The sequence below is a fragment of the Rossellomorea sp. NRS-1567 genome, from assembly GCF_050467885.1.
Lineage (GTDB): Bacteria > Bacillota > Bacilli > Bacillales > Bacillaceae_B > Rossellomorea > Rossellomorea aquimaris_C.
On record NZ_JBITPL010000010.1, the window covers coordinates 83891 to 99420 of the forward strand.

The window sequence follows — 15530 nt, forward strand, 5'->3', positions numbered from 1 at the left end:
TTGAAAACGAAATTCTAAAAGCTGATTAACGGCCGCAGCGTCCACATCTGCCGCCCCCGCCACACCGGCCACCTCCGCCGCATCTTCCGCAGCCGCCGCAACGGAAGCATCCACCACAGCCACCACAACCAAAACAGCTAAAGAAGCATGAGAAGCCAAAGCCGAAACAGCCGCCAAATCCAAGGAAAAGTCGTTCGTCATTAGGATCATACATGTTTTGATCCCATGAAACTGGCTGTGTTGCCTGGAAATCACCTACATTAAGATTTTGAAGTTCATTGTGAAAATGATTCATCAATTTCATTACCTCCCCAAAAAAATTACCCAATGTCTCTAACAATTAAGCAACAAAAACCATTGAGCTTTCTAAAAAAAATTTCTGTCATTTAGGTACATTCACTAAAATGTGAACACTCCCAAACAATTTATGTCATCTTGCTGGGTATTGTGACTGATACAAAAGCCTATTTTACAGGGGAAGAACAAAAAAACACTCCAGTTAATGGACCGGAGCTTGAACAGGTTTATACTGTACGAACCACTCACATCCCTATTAAATTTGAAGCTGGGGATTTTTAGAACATCAAATAGAGGAGCCGGCATCTGCCGGCTCCTCTTAAGACTTATTGATGATTCCTGCACACTTCTCTTAAATCTTTCATCACTTCTTCTTTTTCTTCCCATGAATAAATCGAAGCCCCTGCAGCCAATGGATGTCCGCCGCCGTTGTATTTTTTGGCGATGGTGTTGATGACTGGTCCTTTTGAACGCAGACGGACCCTGATTTGATCACTTTCTTCAATGAAGAATACCCAGGCTTTGATGCCTTTTACGTTACCCAATGTACTGACCAGTAAAGAAGCTTCTGAAGGAATGACCTGATGCTCTTCCAGAATTTCTTTCGTCATGATCATGCTTGCACAGCCATCCCCATCCATTTCAAAGTTTTGAAGGACATATCCGTGCAGCTTGATGACATTGGCATCGATCTCGTACATTTTATTAAATAGTTCATTACGGTCAAAATCAAAGCGAATCAATTCGCCTGCAATATCAAACGTATTCTGGGTTGTACTCGGGTAAAGGAATCTTCCCGTGTCTCCCACAATCCCGGCAAATAAAAGTCTTGCTCCCTCATCGGATAGCGTGAGTCCCTTATCCTTACCGAACAAGTAGAATTCATAGATCATTTCGCTTACTGAGCTTGCGGATGTATCGATCCATAAGTAATCCCCGTATGCATCTTCATTGGGGTGATGATCGATTTTCACGAGCTTATCCCCTAACTTATAACGACGGTCACAGATCCGTTCTTCATTCGCCGTATCGCAAACGATAATTAAAGCTCCTTCGAACACGTGGTCTTCAATGACATCCAAGCGTTTTAAATAATGAAGGCTTTCCTCTTCTTTTCCGACGGCATAAATCTTTTTATCCGGGAAGGACGTTTTCAGCATTTCCACCAGGCCACCCTGGGAACCGTAGGCGTCAGGATCCGGGCGAACATGTCTATGTACGATGATCGTTTCATATTGTTTGATGAGGTCCAGTATTTGTTCTTTCATGGGAATCTCCTTTGTAGTGGAATTTTTCATTTGGCATTCTGTCCTGATATCTGTAAAATAGTAGCGAGAGAAGTCAACGATGGAGGACAAAACTATGTATTTTCTCGCACTACTGATTGTCGTAACATTCACGTTTTATGTCTTTTATAAAATCAGACAGGTTCGAACGAATCGACCAATGGAAAAGAAATGGTTATCGGCAAAGGCAAGCATTGCCCTTGGGTTATTTGTTGCCTTATTTGGTATAAACCAGCTCCTTTTATTTCCAGGAACGCTGACCTATTTTATCGGCGGTCTTTTTATCCTTATCGGGCTTGGAAGCTGCTGGGCAGGGTATAAGCTGTATAAGCACGTGCTTCCTTATGCTCAAAGAGAAGCGAAAGAACTGGATAACCAATAAATGCGACAATAGACTGGATGCTTATCCGGTCTTTTTTTTTGATTCCGTAGCCTTTGTTTATCCATCCAAAAACAACCTTAATGACGATCAATCAACTGACAAATCATCAATGATTTCCCTACCATTACACCTTCACAATATACTTCTACATCCACTTTACCAAATTTCCTTCCGACGTCTAGCACTTTCGGGTGAATTTCGAGCATGCTCTCCATTTGGACCGGCTTGATGAAATAGATAGTCATGTTTTCGATGACAATATCACCTTTTTTGTAGGGCTTCAATGAACGATTGGCCGCTTCTGTCATTAATGTAGTGAATACTCCATACGAAATCGTACCAATTCCCGTAGTCATTTGTGGAGTGACTGCGAAATGGTAGACTTCTTTATCGCCCTTCTTTTCACCCGCTGCTTCTACTGCGTTACTGATCAGATCATCAATCGTTTCCCCGACCTGTGGCTGCCTTTGGATCATTTGCAGTGCTTTCAATACGTCCTGACGGCTGATGATCCCTTGCAGCTTGTTTTGTTCATTCACGACCGGGAGTAATTCGATTCCTTCCCAAATCATGATATGGGCGGCGGAAGCGACACTGGTATTCGGGCTGACGGTGATCGGTTGTTTGGTCATGATCTTATCGATCCCCGTATACTTCTCCTGCCCCATGACGTCTTTAGCGGTTACCATCCCGTGTACTTTCAGGTTGTTATCCACTACTGGGAACCGGCTGTGGAACGTATACTGATTCTTTTCGTACCATTCCTCCAACGTATCATCTAAATGCAAGTACGCTGTATCGTCTGCTTTTGTTAAAATATCTTCTACTAATACGATTTCCTTTTTGATGAGCTGATCATAGATGGCCCGGTTGATCATGGTGGCCACTGTAAAAGTGTCGTAGGAAGTAGAAATGATCGGGAGCTCCAGTTCGTCTGCAAGCTTCTTGACATGATCTTCTGTATCGAAGCCACCTGTGATCAGTACGGCAGCCCCTGCTCTCAGTGCGTGCTCATGGGCCTGGGTCCGGTTCCCGACAATCAATAGGTTCCCCGCTTCCGTGTATCTCATCATAGCCTCAAGCTTCATGGCTCCAATGACGAACTTATTGAGCATTTTATGTAATCCCGTTCTTCCACCCAATACTTGTCCATCAATGATATTGACCACTTCTGCATAGGTGAGCTTTTCGATGTTATCTTTCTTCTTTTGTTCGATCCGTATCGTCCCGACGCGCTCGATGGTGCTGACGTATCCTTTTGTTTCGGCATCCTTGATCGCCCGGTATGCCGTTCCTTCGCTTACGGTCAATGCTTTTGCAATTTGGCGGACGGAGATTTTTTCACCGACTGGCAAGGTATCTATGTAGTCTAATATTTGTTCGTGTTTAGTAGCCAAGCTCTTCACCCTTCTTTATAACGTCCTGCTTCATATGTTTATTATAATGTGAAAAGCGTGGTGTTTCAATTTAATCGGGACTTACTTTGGTGTAAGCCCCATTGATTGGGAGAACTTTGTTGCTTTTTTACAGAGAGAGTGCAGGTTGATTTCCGCTCCAGGTGCTCGCTTCAATCAACTTGAGAGGTTCACCTTAAACAAACACCACTTTCTTAAAAAGCTTATCCAAACGACCTTGATCTCACTTTCCGCACCGGTTTCGATTTCAACTTCTTGCCCTTACTTGTTCCTTTAGGTGTGTATAGAAGGGCTGCGAGATTCCCTGCTACTACAAAGGTGGCGAGGACGAGCCAGCCGATGGCGAAGATCCCTTCCAGACCTTCTGCAAAAATGGACATGCGGGGAGCTCCATAATAGATGAGTGCTCCTGTGAACAGTAAACATAGGATATATCGTTGTTTCACACGTTTTTCCTCCTCTCTAGGCTTGTATCATGTATATGCGAGAGAATGGAGGATATTGTGTAAACATGAGAAAAAGGGTGATGCAAATGCACCACCCTTACTGATTTAATATTCGATTACCTCTCCAGCCTTCATGACTTGTCCTTCAGAATCCTCGAGCATATCGATGAATTTATGCGGATCCTGTTTGATTGGCGGGAACGTATCATAGTGAATCGGCACGACTTTCTTCGCTTTTAAGAAGCTTGCAGCCGTAGCCGCATCCTCTGGTCCCATCGTGAAATTATCCCCGATCGGAAGGAATGCAAGATCAATCGGATGTCTCTCCCCGATCAGTTTCATATCCGAGAATAAGCCTGTATCACCTGCATGGAAAATCGTTTTTCCTTCGATCATCAAGAGGATTCCTGCAGGCATTCCCATGTAAATGATTTCATTTCCGTCCGTAATCAGGCCGGACCCGTGGAACGCCTGTGTGAATTTCACTTTTCCGAAGTCAAATTCATAGGCACCGCCGATATGCATCGGATGGGTCTTCACTAATTGCCAGCTTAAGTATGTTGCCAGTTCATGGTTGGCGATCACCAATGAATCATTCTTTTTTGCAAGTTCGACGGTGTCACCTACGTGATCGTTGTGACCGTGTGTAAGGATGATCACATCGGGTTTCTCGTCATCCACTCTTAGATCTGTCAGTTCGTTTCCGTTGATGAATGGATCGATTAGAATCGTTTTTCCGTTTGTTTCGATTTTCACTACTGAGTGTCCATGATATGAAATCTTCATTTTGTATCTCCTCCATATAAACTTATCTAATTATATTTTTTACTCTATTATCCTACTTTTATGTTATACCCGAATTTCATAAAAATAAGCGAGTGCTGGTTGATTTCCGCTGCAGGTGCTCGCTTTCCGCGGGGCGTGAGTTGAGCCTCCTCGGGCTAAAGCCCCGTGGGGTCTCAACTTTCCCGCTATTCCCGTCGGAGTCGAGTACCTTCCGCTCCAATCAACTTATGTAGAAAACGCCCGCACTTCAAAATCTCTACTATATTGACATGAAAATATACAAAAAAAGCCGACTGAACATTCTCATGCAGTCGGCTTCGTGGTGTTATTGTTGCTCTAATTGAGTTCTTGTATCTGAGTAGTCTACAGTGTGCGCTTCGGCAACAGCCTGGTAAGTAACATACCCATTCAATGTGTTAATACCTTTTAATAACGCTTCGTTGTCCAGGCACGCTTTTTTGTAGCCTTTGTTTGCGATTTGAACCGCATAAGGTACAGTTACGTTTGTAAGTGCGATAGTAGACGTACGTGGTACGGCACCAGGCATGTTGGCAACGGCATAATGTACAACGCCATGCTTCACGTAAGTTGGATCGTCATGAGTCGTGATGCGGTCCGTTGTTTCGAAGATTCCACCTTGGTCGATGGCGATATCGACGACAACAGAACCAGGTGTCATCGCTTTGATCATGTCTTCTGTTACCAATTTAGGTGCTTTCGCTCCTGGAATCAGAACAGCCCCGATGACAAGGTCTGCTTCTCTAACAGCTTGTTCGATATTCAGTGGGTTGGACATAAGCGTCGTTACGTCACTTCCGAAGATATCATCAAGCTGACGAAGGCGATCCGGGTTAAGGTCAAGGATTGTTACGTTGGCACCAAGTCCGACAGCCATTTTCGCTGCGTTCGTACCAGCTACTCCTCCACCGATGATCGTTACTTTACTGCGGCGAACCCCAGGGACTCCTGAAAGTAATACACCTTTACCACCGTGGATCTTCTCTAGGAACTGTGCACCGATTTGAGTAGCCATACGTCCAGCCACTTCACTCATCGGAGTCAATAATGGAAGGGCACGATTCAGTTCAACCGTTTCGTACGCGATTCCGATCACTTTATTATCGATTAACGCTTTCGTTAATTCAGGTTCTGGAGCAAGATGTAAATATGTAAATAAGATAAGTCCCTCACGGAAATAAGAGTACTCACTTGGAAGTGGCTCTTTAACTTTCATGACCATGTCCATGGACCATGCTTCCGCTGCAGAATCAACGATGTGTCCACCTGCTGCTACGTAATCTTCGTCTGTAAATCCTGAGCCCAATCCAGCTCCTGATTCGATGTAAACCTCATGTCCAAAAAGAACCAGATTCACAACACCTGCGGGAGTCATAGCCACCCGATTTTCATTATTTTTAATTTCCGTTGGTACACCAATACGCATACTAAGCCAACCTCCTAAATGCACTATTGCTCCTTGGAGCATTTACTTCCTAAATATAACACTATTCATATATAATAGCGAAGGGCAATTACTCACCCTGTAAGCACTTACATTCTAACAAATAAATAAGGAAATATCTCTATTTTTCTTTAAAAAATTTAATGATTATTTCTTCGCTTTTTTCCAAAAATTCTTTAAAATAGAAACGATGCATCTTAGTATACCCAAAGGAGATTATTCCATGAAACAACCCATGATTGAACGACTCGGACTTGAAAAGGTCCCACCACAATTAAAAACAACCACCTGGATCGAATACTTCATCATACAGCTCGCCTTCTCCGTGAACGCAGGAAACTTCCTCATCCCTGCACTGGCCGTCCTTGAAGGCGGACTATCCTTTCAGGCAGCGTTCCTTGCCACCGTACTCGGAGCAAGCGTCGCCTTCCTATTCGTATCATTTTTGTCTCTACCGGGCTCCCGCTACGGCCTGCCCGCTCAATACGTCCTAAGATCCATCATCGGTACCCGGCTGTCGATGCTCATCGCATCCCCCATCCGGTCCCTGACGTCCCTCTACTGGTTCAGCGTCCAAACCATCGGAGGAACCTTCGTTATCATTTCCATGGCGGAAAAAGTAACACCGTACACCATACCATTCATACCCGTAGCCATCGGACTCGCCATCATCATGACCCTTCTAGCCCTCATCGGCTTTGAAGCAGTCAAGAAAGCTACTAAACTATTCATTCCGATACTCGTGATTGGTCAGGGAATCATACTGTACCTCTTCCTAACGAAAGGAGCCGATTCCCTCCCAACACTAAGCCAAGGCCAGGAACCATTCTCCATCGGAACGTTCCTATTCTACTCAAGCCTCGTCTTCGTCCAATACATCTCAGGCGTCAGCGCATCCTCCGACATCACCCGCTACAGCAAAAGCGACCGCCACGGATTCTGGGGCCTATATAGTGGAAACGTCGTCGGATTCATGATGACCGCACTCCTTGGAGGATTGAGTGCCAGCTTGTTCAAAGATCTGAATCCATTCGTGGCAGCGGGGCAACTGACCGACTCGAGTCTGCTTCTATTGGTGATCACGGCTTGTGCGATGGTATCGATGATTTCGATTAATCTTAGTAATGCGTATACAGGGGGATACAGTTTACTTAACGCACTGCCTTCCCTTTCGCGGATTCAAAGTGCATTGTTGTTTAGTATTGCCGGGATTATTTTAAGTTCTTTTCCGCAGTTGGTTTATAATGCGCAGGAGTATATTTCGTATTTGGGGATCCTGATCATTCCGATATCGGCGATTGTGGTGGCTGATTATTTGGTTATTAGGAAAGGAAGGATTTCGGAGAGTGCGCTGGTGAGGCTTGCGAGTGGGGAGTCGAATTTTAATCGGGAGGCGTTGGTTGTTTTAGTGATTGGGATGGTGGTTTATTTAGGGATTCCTGATTCGTTTTCGCCGGGGTTTAGTTGTTTTATCATGACCTCTATTATCTATGTGTTTAGTAAAAAAAGAAGTAGGGTGGAAGAACATAAGCCTATTCAGAAACTTGGTTAAGGAAAAAGAGTGAACCTGTAATTGGTAGGTACACTCTTACCTTCTGAGCGGCTCTTCTTCAATCTTAAAAACACCACTTATAGGATGCTATTTTATTTCTATTCTTTCTTTATTTGGTTTCTGAAGTTCATTATTATGAAAAGCGTTAACAAAGTTGGCTTGAAAGTAAATTAGATTCTCTGAATAATATCCAAATCCTTTCCAAACCGAATACCCTAAATATAAAAGTAACAGAATGATTAATACCGTAAATAAATTAGGACCATATACATATATAAGTATGCATACCGTTATTATTGATATTACAATCGAAACCAAAAGTGCTCCCAAACCATGGATGGTTGATAACATATATCTATATCGCTCAGAAACATATTCTCGATGCTCTCTATCGCTTAATATTAATTGTTTTTGCCAATGGAACTCAAACATAAAGTATGCCTTATGGTGATCAAACCTATATCTCTCAATGCCCTTAATTCCTGCTGGATGTTCAATGATATCGAACAATTTTTCCATTATTTTTGAAGATTGTTTGCTGAATATCCAATTAACTGAAAAGTACATCTGATGCATTAAGTAGCCTAATACAATTCCAACAAACCCTAGAGAAATCATTATTCCAAGTAACTGTGTAACAGTAAATTCGTTTCCTAAAAACAAGTTTTTACCGTATGAAAGGTAGCACACATAGCTAAAAACAATAAACACCCACCCAGGAATACCCCACCTAATCAAATATTTCGTCTCAAAATTCATCATGTTAACTCTCTCCTTTATCTATATTTATACGACAATAGAACCATTTCTCCTTCTTTACATAATCCTAGATTGTTGTAAGTTGGTTATTCACCAAAAATCAAAATTTTCATTACTATTTCACTAATTTTCTGGCCTTTTACTTACTTTTTTTGCATATATGTAGGAATAAGAAACATTAATTATGTGAATAGCTGGGGCTAATAAATACAAATAAAAATTTAAAATGGAGAGGATAAAATGGAGAAGAAATGGGAATCGTTGACTACCTATGAAAAGGATTTATTTATTGCAAGAGAAGTTCTGGCATTCAGTTGTTTCCGTAAAGATGGAGGAACTGAATGGTACAATGAACAGTACACATTTGGTCACTGGAGATATAGTACCAACTTAGAAGATGCCCTAGATCTCTTTAAGCGTATAATGGGTAAAAAAAGACAAGCTCATATTATTATGGGAAATAATTCTTTTGAATGTACTGTAATCAGGGACGGTCCAAAGTCATTGATGTTGAATTTGACCAGCGACTCATTACCAGAATTAATATGTCTAATATCTATCCATCTTAAAGGTACAAAAGTTAAACCATTATAAAAAAAACGTGTCAACAAGACACGTTTTTCACACCACTACATCGTACTCACCATAACCACTAAAGTGGATATGGGTGTAATTAACACCAAAACTATTCATTTTATGTGTAATGAGCCTTTCCAAATTTTCATCACAAGTTGTAAAAAATAGTTGGTCAATAAATTTATTATCTTTGTTTGTTTCAGCCAGTTCTGTACGAAGTAAATCAATAAATGATAGTATGTTTAAATCATCCATTGTCTGTATTGGATCGTCTAAAAAGAAACATTTAAACTCATTATCCTTTTGTCCCATTGAAATGGTAAGAAAAATCGCTAGTGCCATGACAGATAGTTGCCCAGCACTTAATATATTTGTAGCAGGAACTTGCTCATCATTTACATTTGCATTTAGACTAGCCATTGGGGTTGTTTTACCTTCAATTAACAAATTTATATCTTGGATATTCGTATGTCGGTTTATTCTCCTATATATTTTTTGAAGGGGGACTTTTATACTCTCTACCATTTTTTTATCCCAATGATTTCTTAAATGCTTTAATTCTTTGAGAACTCCTTTTAGCTTTTCTAATTCCTTTTCTTTTTGAAGACAAATTTCCTCGCTTTCTTTATGACTCTTTTCTAAAGAAAGTACTTGTTTCCGTTTTGATTTTAAGGCTTCATCAGTTTCTATATGTAAAATCCATTTATTAAGAATTGAAATTTTAGTTTCAATATCCATTTGAGTTATTTCTTCCAAGTTAATTATAACAGGGAAAGTCTCTTTTAATTTTAGATATTCCTTTAAAAACAGTTGAACTCCATAAATCTTCCCATTTGTATCTAATAATCTAAATTCTTCTATTTTTAAATTCCTACCATGCTTGCCCACTATTCCAAAAAGTTCTTCATTTTCATCTGCTATTACTTTCATTATTTTTCCTTCTAGTGCTATAAACTCACCTGTTTTCTGCAGACTATTTTCCAAGTCACTTTTCTTTTGAAGTAACCTTTCTTCATCAACAGAGTGAAAATCAAATTGATAAAGATTGCAGTTCTTGACAAATTCATTTGTCAACTCAAAATATCTTGATAAATTTTCTAATTCGTTTAATCTTTTCGTGAGTGCTTCGCTAAGGTAACTATAAAAAGTTTGAAATATGCTTTTCACCTCTTTTTGACACTCATTTATTTTTAACTGGAGTTCATTTCTTTTGGTGTCTACTTCGCCAAGGATATCTTTAGCAATTTTTGCAAGCATAACATTTTCATTAGCGAAATTTTCCTCACTACCACATAAAGGGCATTCTTTAAATCCGTTATTTCTATGGACTTCAAGACCTGATTTATGATCAACAATGGCTCTTAAAGCATCTAATTCATCATCTGCTGTAATAAAACCTTTTATCTGATCTTCAAAGGAATGGCATTTCTCTAGTAAAGAATCAATAGAATTAAATTCACGGATCCGGTGATCATCTATTCCCTTTATTTTAGTAGTAAGGGCTTTTAGTACGTTAATTCCTTCTAAGGATGATTTAGATGCTTTTAAAAGATCTCTTTCATAAGAACGGCATTCTTTCTTTTCTTCTGTAATCACATCAGGGGTTTTACCTTGGATACTTAATATTTCATGTTTTAGCTCTTGGAATGGACGATAAATTTTTGAAATGAAATCCTCGTATTTCTTTTGATTTTTTAGATTTTCATTAAATTGATTAGTTAAGTCAATCACACTAGATATATCTTTTATTATTTTTATATTCTGTAAATAGACTCTTTGTTTTTTTAAATCTTTAACTTTTTCATCTAAATTAGATTCAGATGCTAAAATCGTATCAGGAACCGTTTCTGCCTTATAATAAAAATGATTTGGATATTTTAAACTGTCAGATGGGCCCTTTTCACTGCTTTGCTTTGACTCTAGTAATTTATTAAGTTCTTCGACAGCTTCCTCATACTTTTCTTTTTTCTTTTGGGAATCTGGTAAGTTCTCTGTTTTTATTTTAAAATCCAATTGATCAATAATGCCCTTTGTATTTTTATTTTTTTTATCCCCAGCCAAGTTATTTATAATGATTTCGATATCTTTAGTTCCACCAAAAAATGAAGAAAACATCTCATAAATATTTTCCCTGCTTTTTTCATACACCCTTAAATTCTTTTCATAGGAACAGGTATAACGTTCATAAAAGTCTTTTGCGATTGGTTCGTCTAATACAATATCAATGGTTTTTTGTTCAGGTAAATTAATTCCATTAACTAAGAAATCGCTATTATCAGGCTCAAAAGCAAGGCTTTCATCTTCTTTCTTAAATATCCTTTTTATACTTAATTCTTCTCCTCGATACATAACATGCATTTCCACAACAACATCTTCACGCTGCCCATTATGTCGGATGAGACATTTTTTCAGTTTTGCACTTTTTTTGTCTTTTCTGGCATAAAAATCTTCTTTTAACCTATGAATAGTACCTGTAAAACACCATTCAATTGAATCAAGTAAAGAGGTTTTACCATATCCATTTGAACCACTTAATAAAATTAAGCCTTGGCTTTCTTTTTTCCCTTCAAAAAAGGAGAACGATTTTTCAGAATATCCTCTAAAATTCTTAATATAAATATTTTTAATTAATAATCCATTACTCATTATGTGTTCCCCCCTTGCTGCTTAATGAAAAAAGTACCTGATCAAGGGAAATTTCTTCAGAATCCTTTAACAAAACTCTGAATAAATTCTCATCCATGATTTCCTTTATATTATTGGTTAGACTATCAATTTGAGAACTCTTTAATACTAGTTGGACATCCAAAGGAAAAGAGGGTAATATTGCCATCTCTTCACTAAAATCCTTACTAGAAGTATCTAAAAATATTTTTCTGCATGTATATTTATTTCTCTCAAAACCTAACATTTTTTGCAGTTCTTTCTTGTCCTTTTTTTTATTAAATGGGCAAATAAGAATTAAATTTATATTATATTTAATAGAATCTTTATTTGATAAAAATTGAATAAAAGTGAGAATCAAGTTGTCCATTTTCATTAGCTCTTTAGAAGTAAATAGAGATTCATTTTCTTCTAATATATAGACCTCTTTTTCGCTTTGACTAATAAATATATGATTAAAAGGCAATATATTTATTACTCTGTTTTCCTTTTTTCCTTCACTGTTAATAATTGCACTCTTCCTCATAAAATGTTTCTCTAAAAATCCGTTAGTAAGTAAATAGTCTTTAACTATATTTATTTTCATTATTCATTTACTCCTTTAACTCGGCATTGATCTAAGAAGATGTTATTTACCTTATTACAATTGGATAAATTGGATAATGTCAAACAACCTAAACATTGAATGTGGTAATGGTCTTCAAAAGGTTGTGCAAAGATATGCCTGTGCAGCTCTTCAGAAGGAGCGGTAATATCTAATTCATAATTTAGTAGATCTGAAGCGTTAATTTCTTCATCATCGTGTTTTACATACCAAACATCTGGTCTAAGATCTCTATCTCTTAATCTAGGTAACATATAGTACATAGAAGAAAATATATCTCCATAAAAATTCCCTATTAATACACCCTTTCCCCGTTCTTCAGAAGGATAATTAAATAACCAACCTTTTTCGGTTATTTCAAACCATTCTTCTAAACAACTTTCTTCACCATCACTGAGGTGGTTAAATATTATTTTTGCTAAATTTGATAGAGTCTGTTTTATAGCATCGCTTGCTTTTAAGAAAGTTTCATATTCAGATAAAGAATTTAATTCAATTACTTGACTAAGATCCTTTGGAGTAACTGTTTGCAAAAAAGAAATTCTAAATTCCGGTTGATTAAATTTCCTCTCAATAAATGGAGCAATGGTGTCACCATATATTCTTGAATAAGTCGTTTTTATATCATCTGCGTATCTAAAATTAACCTCAACTTCATTTATACAGCTATCAATGATACCCTTTACAAAATCAATAATTTTAAGCTGATAAAAGTCTTTCATAACTTCTACTTCATTTAAGAAGAGACTATTCAGGGATTCAATTGAGAGCTCTAAGCCATTACCGCTATCCTGAATAAGCTTACTCACAGCTGAAGCATAAAGACGTTCTGGAGTATGGCTGGGGTGAAGGCTTTGATATCTATTTGATAATTCTTGTTTAAGTAACTGTGAAATGGATGCATGACTTTCTGTTTTTTCAAATCTGGTTATTTGTGAAAACCTCAATCTATTCTCTTCATTATCTATCCCCGTATCCAATATCTTCGAAATAATAGATTGTAACCCTTGATCTTGAGACTTAATAGCACTATTCAATACAGTATATATATCTTTTACAGGAGACATGTCGTACAGGAAAATTGTTGCCTTAAGTTCTATATTTGTTACATTTTTTTCTATAAATTTCAAATAAGTATAATACAAACTAAGAACAGCACTATAATATTTCGAATTTGAGGTCATAGAAACATGATGTTTCATTTGAGCCAGTCTTATATGTCCTTTATCATCTTTTTTATAGTACTTTACATAATCCTCTATGGTTTCGACTTTGAATGTTGCTGCACATTCATTGTCACCAAAAGGATCATTTTCACTTCCATCATATAAAATATGTAACAAAGTTAATTCGAATTGAAAAAAGTAGCCACTAATGGAACTAAATGCATCTCTATTGGCATTTATGTCTTGTAATTCGTTTATTGTTTGTTCTAAATTAACCAAAGCCACTTCCTCCATCTTTTAATATATATATAAATATTACAATATATTACATAAAGATACAATTAACCCAAATATATTCAATTAAGGTTCTGTATTTTAAAGATGATGAGCGGGTAGCCTGCTTTCATTAGTTTAAGCTTAGTAAGAGGCTGGATCTTCGTCAATTGGCGTCTATAAACGAATTGATACCTATGAAGATGGTATTCAGTATTACAGCCCTTTCTACTGGATGAAGGTCTTGTGAAAGAATGGGTCAGTCCCCCAGCTCATTAATGCTTCACCGTTCCAAGGGTCTGACCCCAAGATCATTCCGTTCTCAGTTAAATCAAAGTCTTTCCATCCCTGTAACTTCCTTTGGGTATTCAATACGGTTTCACCGTGTCTTGTAACAAAAGTCTAAGCGACCTTAAACAATCGAGTATAAGTAACATTTCACCATTAAAACTAGGATAGTCGTTTCAAACTCACCCCACATAAAATGAGGGCTGAGGTAAAAAGGGAGACAAAGGAACAAGTAAGGTGTCCAAAAACCACTAAAAGGGACAAGGCGGCCGCCTTGTCCCTTTTTAACACTATTCGCAGTGAACCTAACACTCTCTCTCACCTTATATTTGCCAGTTCCACCGCTATTCTTATCTAAGCACGCAATAATGCTCCATTTGGCTCTTTTAACTCCTGCTCTACTATTTGATTCACCTTAGAGAAGTGGTCCAGAAATTGTTGTGCCAGCTCTTGTTCCTCCGTGTCACTTTTCAATGAAACGATGTCGCGCAAAATCTGAGCCATCCACGAATTATCAAAATAACGGTACTTACCTGTATTCCATGTCGTTTTTTGAGGGGATTTTTCATTAACATAGTACTTCCAAAAAGGCATCTGCTCCGATTCCTCGTCTGTAAGTTTGAGCCTGTAATGGGAATGGGCAGGAATATTCCCATCTTCACAAAGTTTACCGATGAAATTATCCTTCACCATATAGACTCCTAATATCCGTCTGTCTTTTTCAGGCATACCGGGATCGACCGCTGTCAGCAGGACCGCACTGTTTTGGTGTAAGCGACTGGGTTTGTTTGGCTTACCCTTATTAGTACCACTTTTTATTTCACCAGAGGAAACCGTCCAATCTGAAAAGGAGCAACTCTGTTCTTCTGTATCGCACCGGTAAACCATCTGCGATTCGGGATGAAGTTTATGATTTTTCATAAGTTTTTCATGACCCACTCGAAGCTCCTGGTATTTTCTTTGCCGTTCCTTTTCCTCTTGCTTCTGCATTTCTTCCTCTTTGAGTTCCATTTCCTGCTCGTGTAAAATTTTTTCAAGTGAATTGGCAGCACTTTTATCATGTAGTTTCAAGTGCTGTCCAAATACATCCGGGTAAACAAATTTTTTATTTTCCGAGGCGAAATGTATTTCAACTACCGTATCATTATGATTAACGATACTTCCCATACCAAACCGCTCATGTGTAACTTTCTTATTGATTAAATTCAATATATTAGTCCTCCTTGTATAATAACTCGGGTACTATTGCCTGAAAAGCTCACAAAACTGTTTGAATTTCCCTTCGGAATAAATAAGATATTTAACTAAACGTTCAATAAAAAAAATCAACAGATGATAATTATAGCATTTTTTCAAGAAAAATACAAATTCGATGTTGACAACCTATTTTATTGCGAGGTAAAATGAAGTTTTGTTTAAATCTTGATGGTTGGTACAACCCCGATTTTTTTATCATTAAGCCGGTCAATCCCAGAATTATCAAATCCCTTTTTTACATTCTCCATCCAATAGTTATCTGAAAACAGGACGACCCCCAACTCATTTGGAGCAAACGCAAGCAAGAAAAGCTATAT

15 protein-coding genes and 1 pseudogene are annotated in these 15530 nt (G+C 38.2%); 3 read left to right on the top strand and 13 right to left on the bottom strand.

All coding sequences use genetic code 11. The features are described from left to right. Positions 1–25 precede the first annotated feature (25 nt). A complete protein-coding gene (locus ACIFOD_RS06075) occupies positions 26–304 on the bottom strand; it encodes a heterocycloanthracin/sonorensin family bacteriocin (protein ID WP_430313911.1) in 279 nt (92 codons plus the stop codon). 319 nt (positions 305–623) lie between these two features. Further along, positions 624–1565, bottom strand: coding sequence for a DHH family phosphoesterase (locus ACIFOD_RS06080; protein WP_430313912.1), 942 nt, complete (start codon positions 1563–1565; stop codon positions 624–626). 94 nt (positions 1566–1659) lie between these two features. Between ACIFOD_RS06080 and ACIFOD_RS06085 the strand changes: the two genes are divergently transcribed. After that, a complete protein-coding gene (locus tag ACIFOD_RS06085; RefSeq protein ID WP_113969673.1) occupies positions 1660–1965 on the top strand; it encodes a YtpI family protein in 306 nt (101 codons plus the stop codon). Positions 1966–2042: 77 nt separating this feature from the next. Here the strand turns inward: ACIFOD_RS06085 and ACIFOD_RS06090 are convergent, their stop codons facing one another. The 4 genes from ACIFOD_RS06090 to ald all read right to left on the bottom strand — a co-directional run bounded on the left by ACIFOD_RS06090 (position 2043) and on the right by ald (position 6056). Beyond that, positions 2043–3362, bottom strand: coding sequence for a DRTGG domain-containing protein (locus ACIFOD_RS06090; RefSeq protein WP_430313913.1), 1320 nt, complete (start codon positions 3360–3362; stop codon positions 2043–2045). Positions 3363–3583: 221 nt separating this feature from the next. After that, entirely contained in the window at positions 3584–3826 is a 243-nt protein-coding gene (locus tag ACIFOD_RS06095; RefSeq protein WP_430313914.1) for a hypothetical protein, read from the bottom strand. Positions 3827–3931: 105 nt separating this feature from the next. Beyond that, positions 3932–4612: a metal-dependent hydrolase gene (locus ACIFOD_RS06100; protein WP_430313915.1), complete on the bottom strand. Its 681-nt coding sequence runs from the start codon at positions 4610–4612 to the stop codon at positions 3932–3934. 325 nt (positions 4613–4937) lie between these two features. Then, positions 4938–6056 (bottom strand): alanine dehydrogenase, encoded by a 1119-nt coding sequence (gene ald, locus ACIFOD_RS06105; protein ID WP_430313916.1) that lies wholly within the window; start codon positions 6054–6056, stop codon positions 4938–4940. Positions 6057–6297: 241 nt separating this feature from the next. Between ald and ACIFOD_RS06110 the strand changes: the two genes are divergently transcribed. Beyond that, complete coding sequence (locus tag ACIFOD_RS06110; RefSeq protein WP_430313917.1) at positions 6298–7626, top strand: purine-cytosine permease family protein; 1329 nt, start codon at positions 6298–6300, stop codon at positions 7624–7626. An 87-nt stretch (positions 7627–7713) separates the two neighbouring features. On the opposite strand, the gene ACIFOD_RS06115 is transcribed toward ACIFOD_RS06110, so the two are convergent. Continuing rightward, entirely contained in the window at positions 7714–8388 is a 675-nt protein-coding gene (locus tag ACIFOD_RS06115; RefSeq protein ID WP_430313918.1) for a hypothetical protein, read from the bottom strand. 237 nt (positions 8389–8625) lie between these two features. Between ACIFOD_RS06115 and ACIFOD_RS06120 the strand changes: the two genes are divergently transcribed. Next, positions 8626–8979, top strand: a complete 354-nt coding sequence (locus ACIFOD_RS06120; protein WP_430313919.1) for a hypothetical protein — start codon at positions 8626–8628, stop codon at positions 8977–8979. Between the two features lie 27 nt (positions 8980–9006). Here the strand turns inward: ACIFOD_RS06120 and ACIFOD_RS06125 are convergent, their stop codons facing one another. From ACIFOD_RS06125 to ACIFOD_RS06150, 6 genes and pseudogenes are all read right to left on the bottom strand, one after another. Next, positions 9007–11607: an AAA family ATPase gene (locus ACIFOD_RS06125; protein WP_430313920.1), complete on the bottom strand. Its 2601-nt coding sequence runs from the start codon at positions 11605–11607 to the stop codon at positions 9007–9009. Next, positions 11600–12211: a hypothetical protein gene (locus ACIFOD_RS06130; RefSeq protein WP_430313921.1), complete on the bottom strand. Its 612-nt coding sequence runs from the start codon at positions 12209–12211 to the stop codon at positions 11600–11602. Before ACIFOD_RS06130 ends, ACIFOD_RS06125 begins: the two co-directional genes overlap by 8 nt. Then, positions 12211–13674 (bottom strand): hypothetical protein, encoded by a 1464-nt coding sequence (locus ACIFOD_RS06135; RefSeq protein ID WP_430313922.1) that lies wholly within the window; start codon positions 13672–13674, stop codon positions 12211–12213. The genes ACIFOD_RS06130 and ACIFOD_RS06135 overlap by 1 nt, the downstream gene beginning before the upstream one ends. A gap of 222 nt (positions 13675–13896) precedes the next feature. Further along, positions 13897–14055 (bottom strand): annotated as a pseudogene (locus tag ACIFOD_RS06140) (histidine phosphatase family protein); the annotation flags it as partial. A gap of 255 nt (positions 14056–14310) precedes the next feature. Next, positions 14311–15165 (bottom strand): malate synthase, encoded by an 855-nt coding sequence (locus ACIFOD_RS06145; RefSeq protein WP_430313923.1) that lies wholly within the window; start codon positions 15163–15165, stop codon positions 14311–14313. Positions 15166–15371: 206 nt separating this feature from the next. After that, positions 15372–15518, bottom strand: coding sequence for a hypothetical protein (locus tag ACIFOD_RS06150; RefSeq protein ID WP_430313924.1), 147 nt, complete (start codon positions 15516–15518; stop codon positions 15372–15374). Between the last annotated feature and the right edge of the window lie 12 nt (positions 15519–15530).

Bases quoted from the DNA above. Each gene is read 5' to 3' on its own strand.
- ACIFOD_RS06075 (WP_430313911.1), bottom strand. From the start codon at position 304: ATGAAATTGATGAATCATTTTCACAATGAACTTCAAAATCTTAATGTA.
- ACIFOD_RS06080 (WP_430313912.1), bottom strand. From the start codon at position 1,565: ATGAAAGAACAAATACTGGACCTCATCAAACAATATGAAACGATCATC.
- ACIFOD_RS06085 (WP_113969673.1), top strand. From the start codon at position 1,660: ATGTATTTTCTCGCACTACTGATTGTCGTAACATTCACGTTTTATGTC.
- ACIFOD_RS06100 (WP_430313915.1), bottom strand. From the start codon at position 4,612: ATGAAGATTTCATATCATGGACACTCAGTAGTGAAAATCGAAACAAAC.
- ald (WP_430313916.1), bottom strand. From the start codon at position 6,056: ATGCGTATTGGTGTACCAACGGAAATTAAAAATAATGAAAATCGGGTG.
- ACIFOD_RS06110 (WP_430313917.1), top strand. From the start codon at position 6,298: ATGAAACAACCCATGATTGAACGACTCGGACTTGAAAAGGTCCCACCA.
- ACIFOD_RS06115 (WP_430313918.1), bottom strand. From the start codon at position 8,388: ATGATGAATTTTGAGACGAAATATTTGATTAGGTGGGGTATTCCTGGG.
- ACIFOD_RS06120 (WP_430313919.1), top strand. From the start codon at position 8,626: ATGGAGAAGAAATGGGAATCGTTGACTACCTATGAAAAGGATTTATTT.
- ACIFOD_RS06125 (WP_430313920.1), bottom strand. From the start codon at position 11,607: ATGAGTAATGGATTATTAATTAAAAATATTTATATTAAGAATTTTAGA.
- ACIFOD_RS06130 (WP_430313921.1), bottom strand. From the start codon at position 12,211: ATGAAAATAAATATAGTTAAAGACTATTTACTTACTAACGGATTTTTA.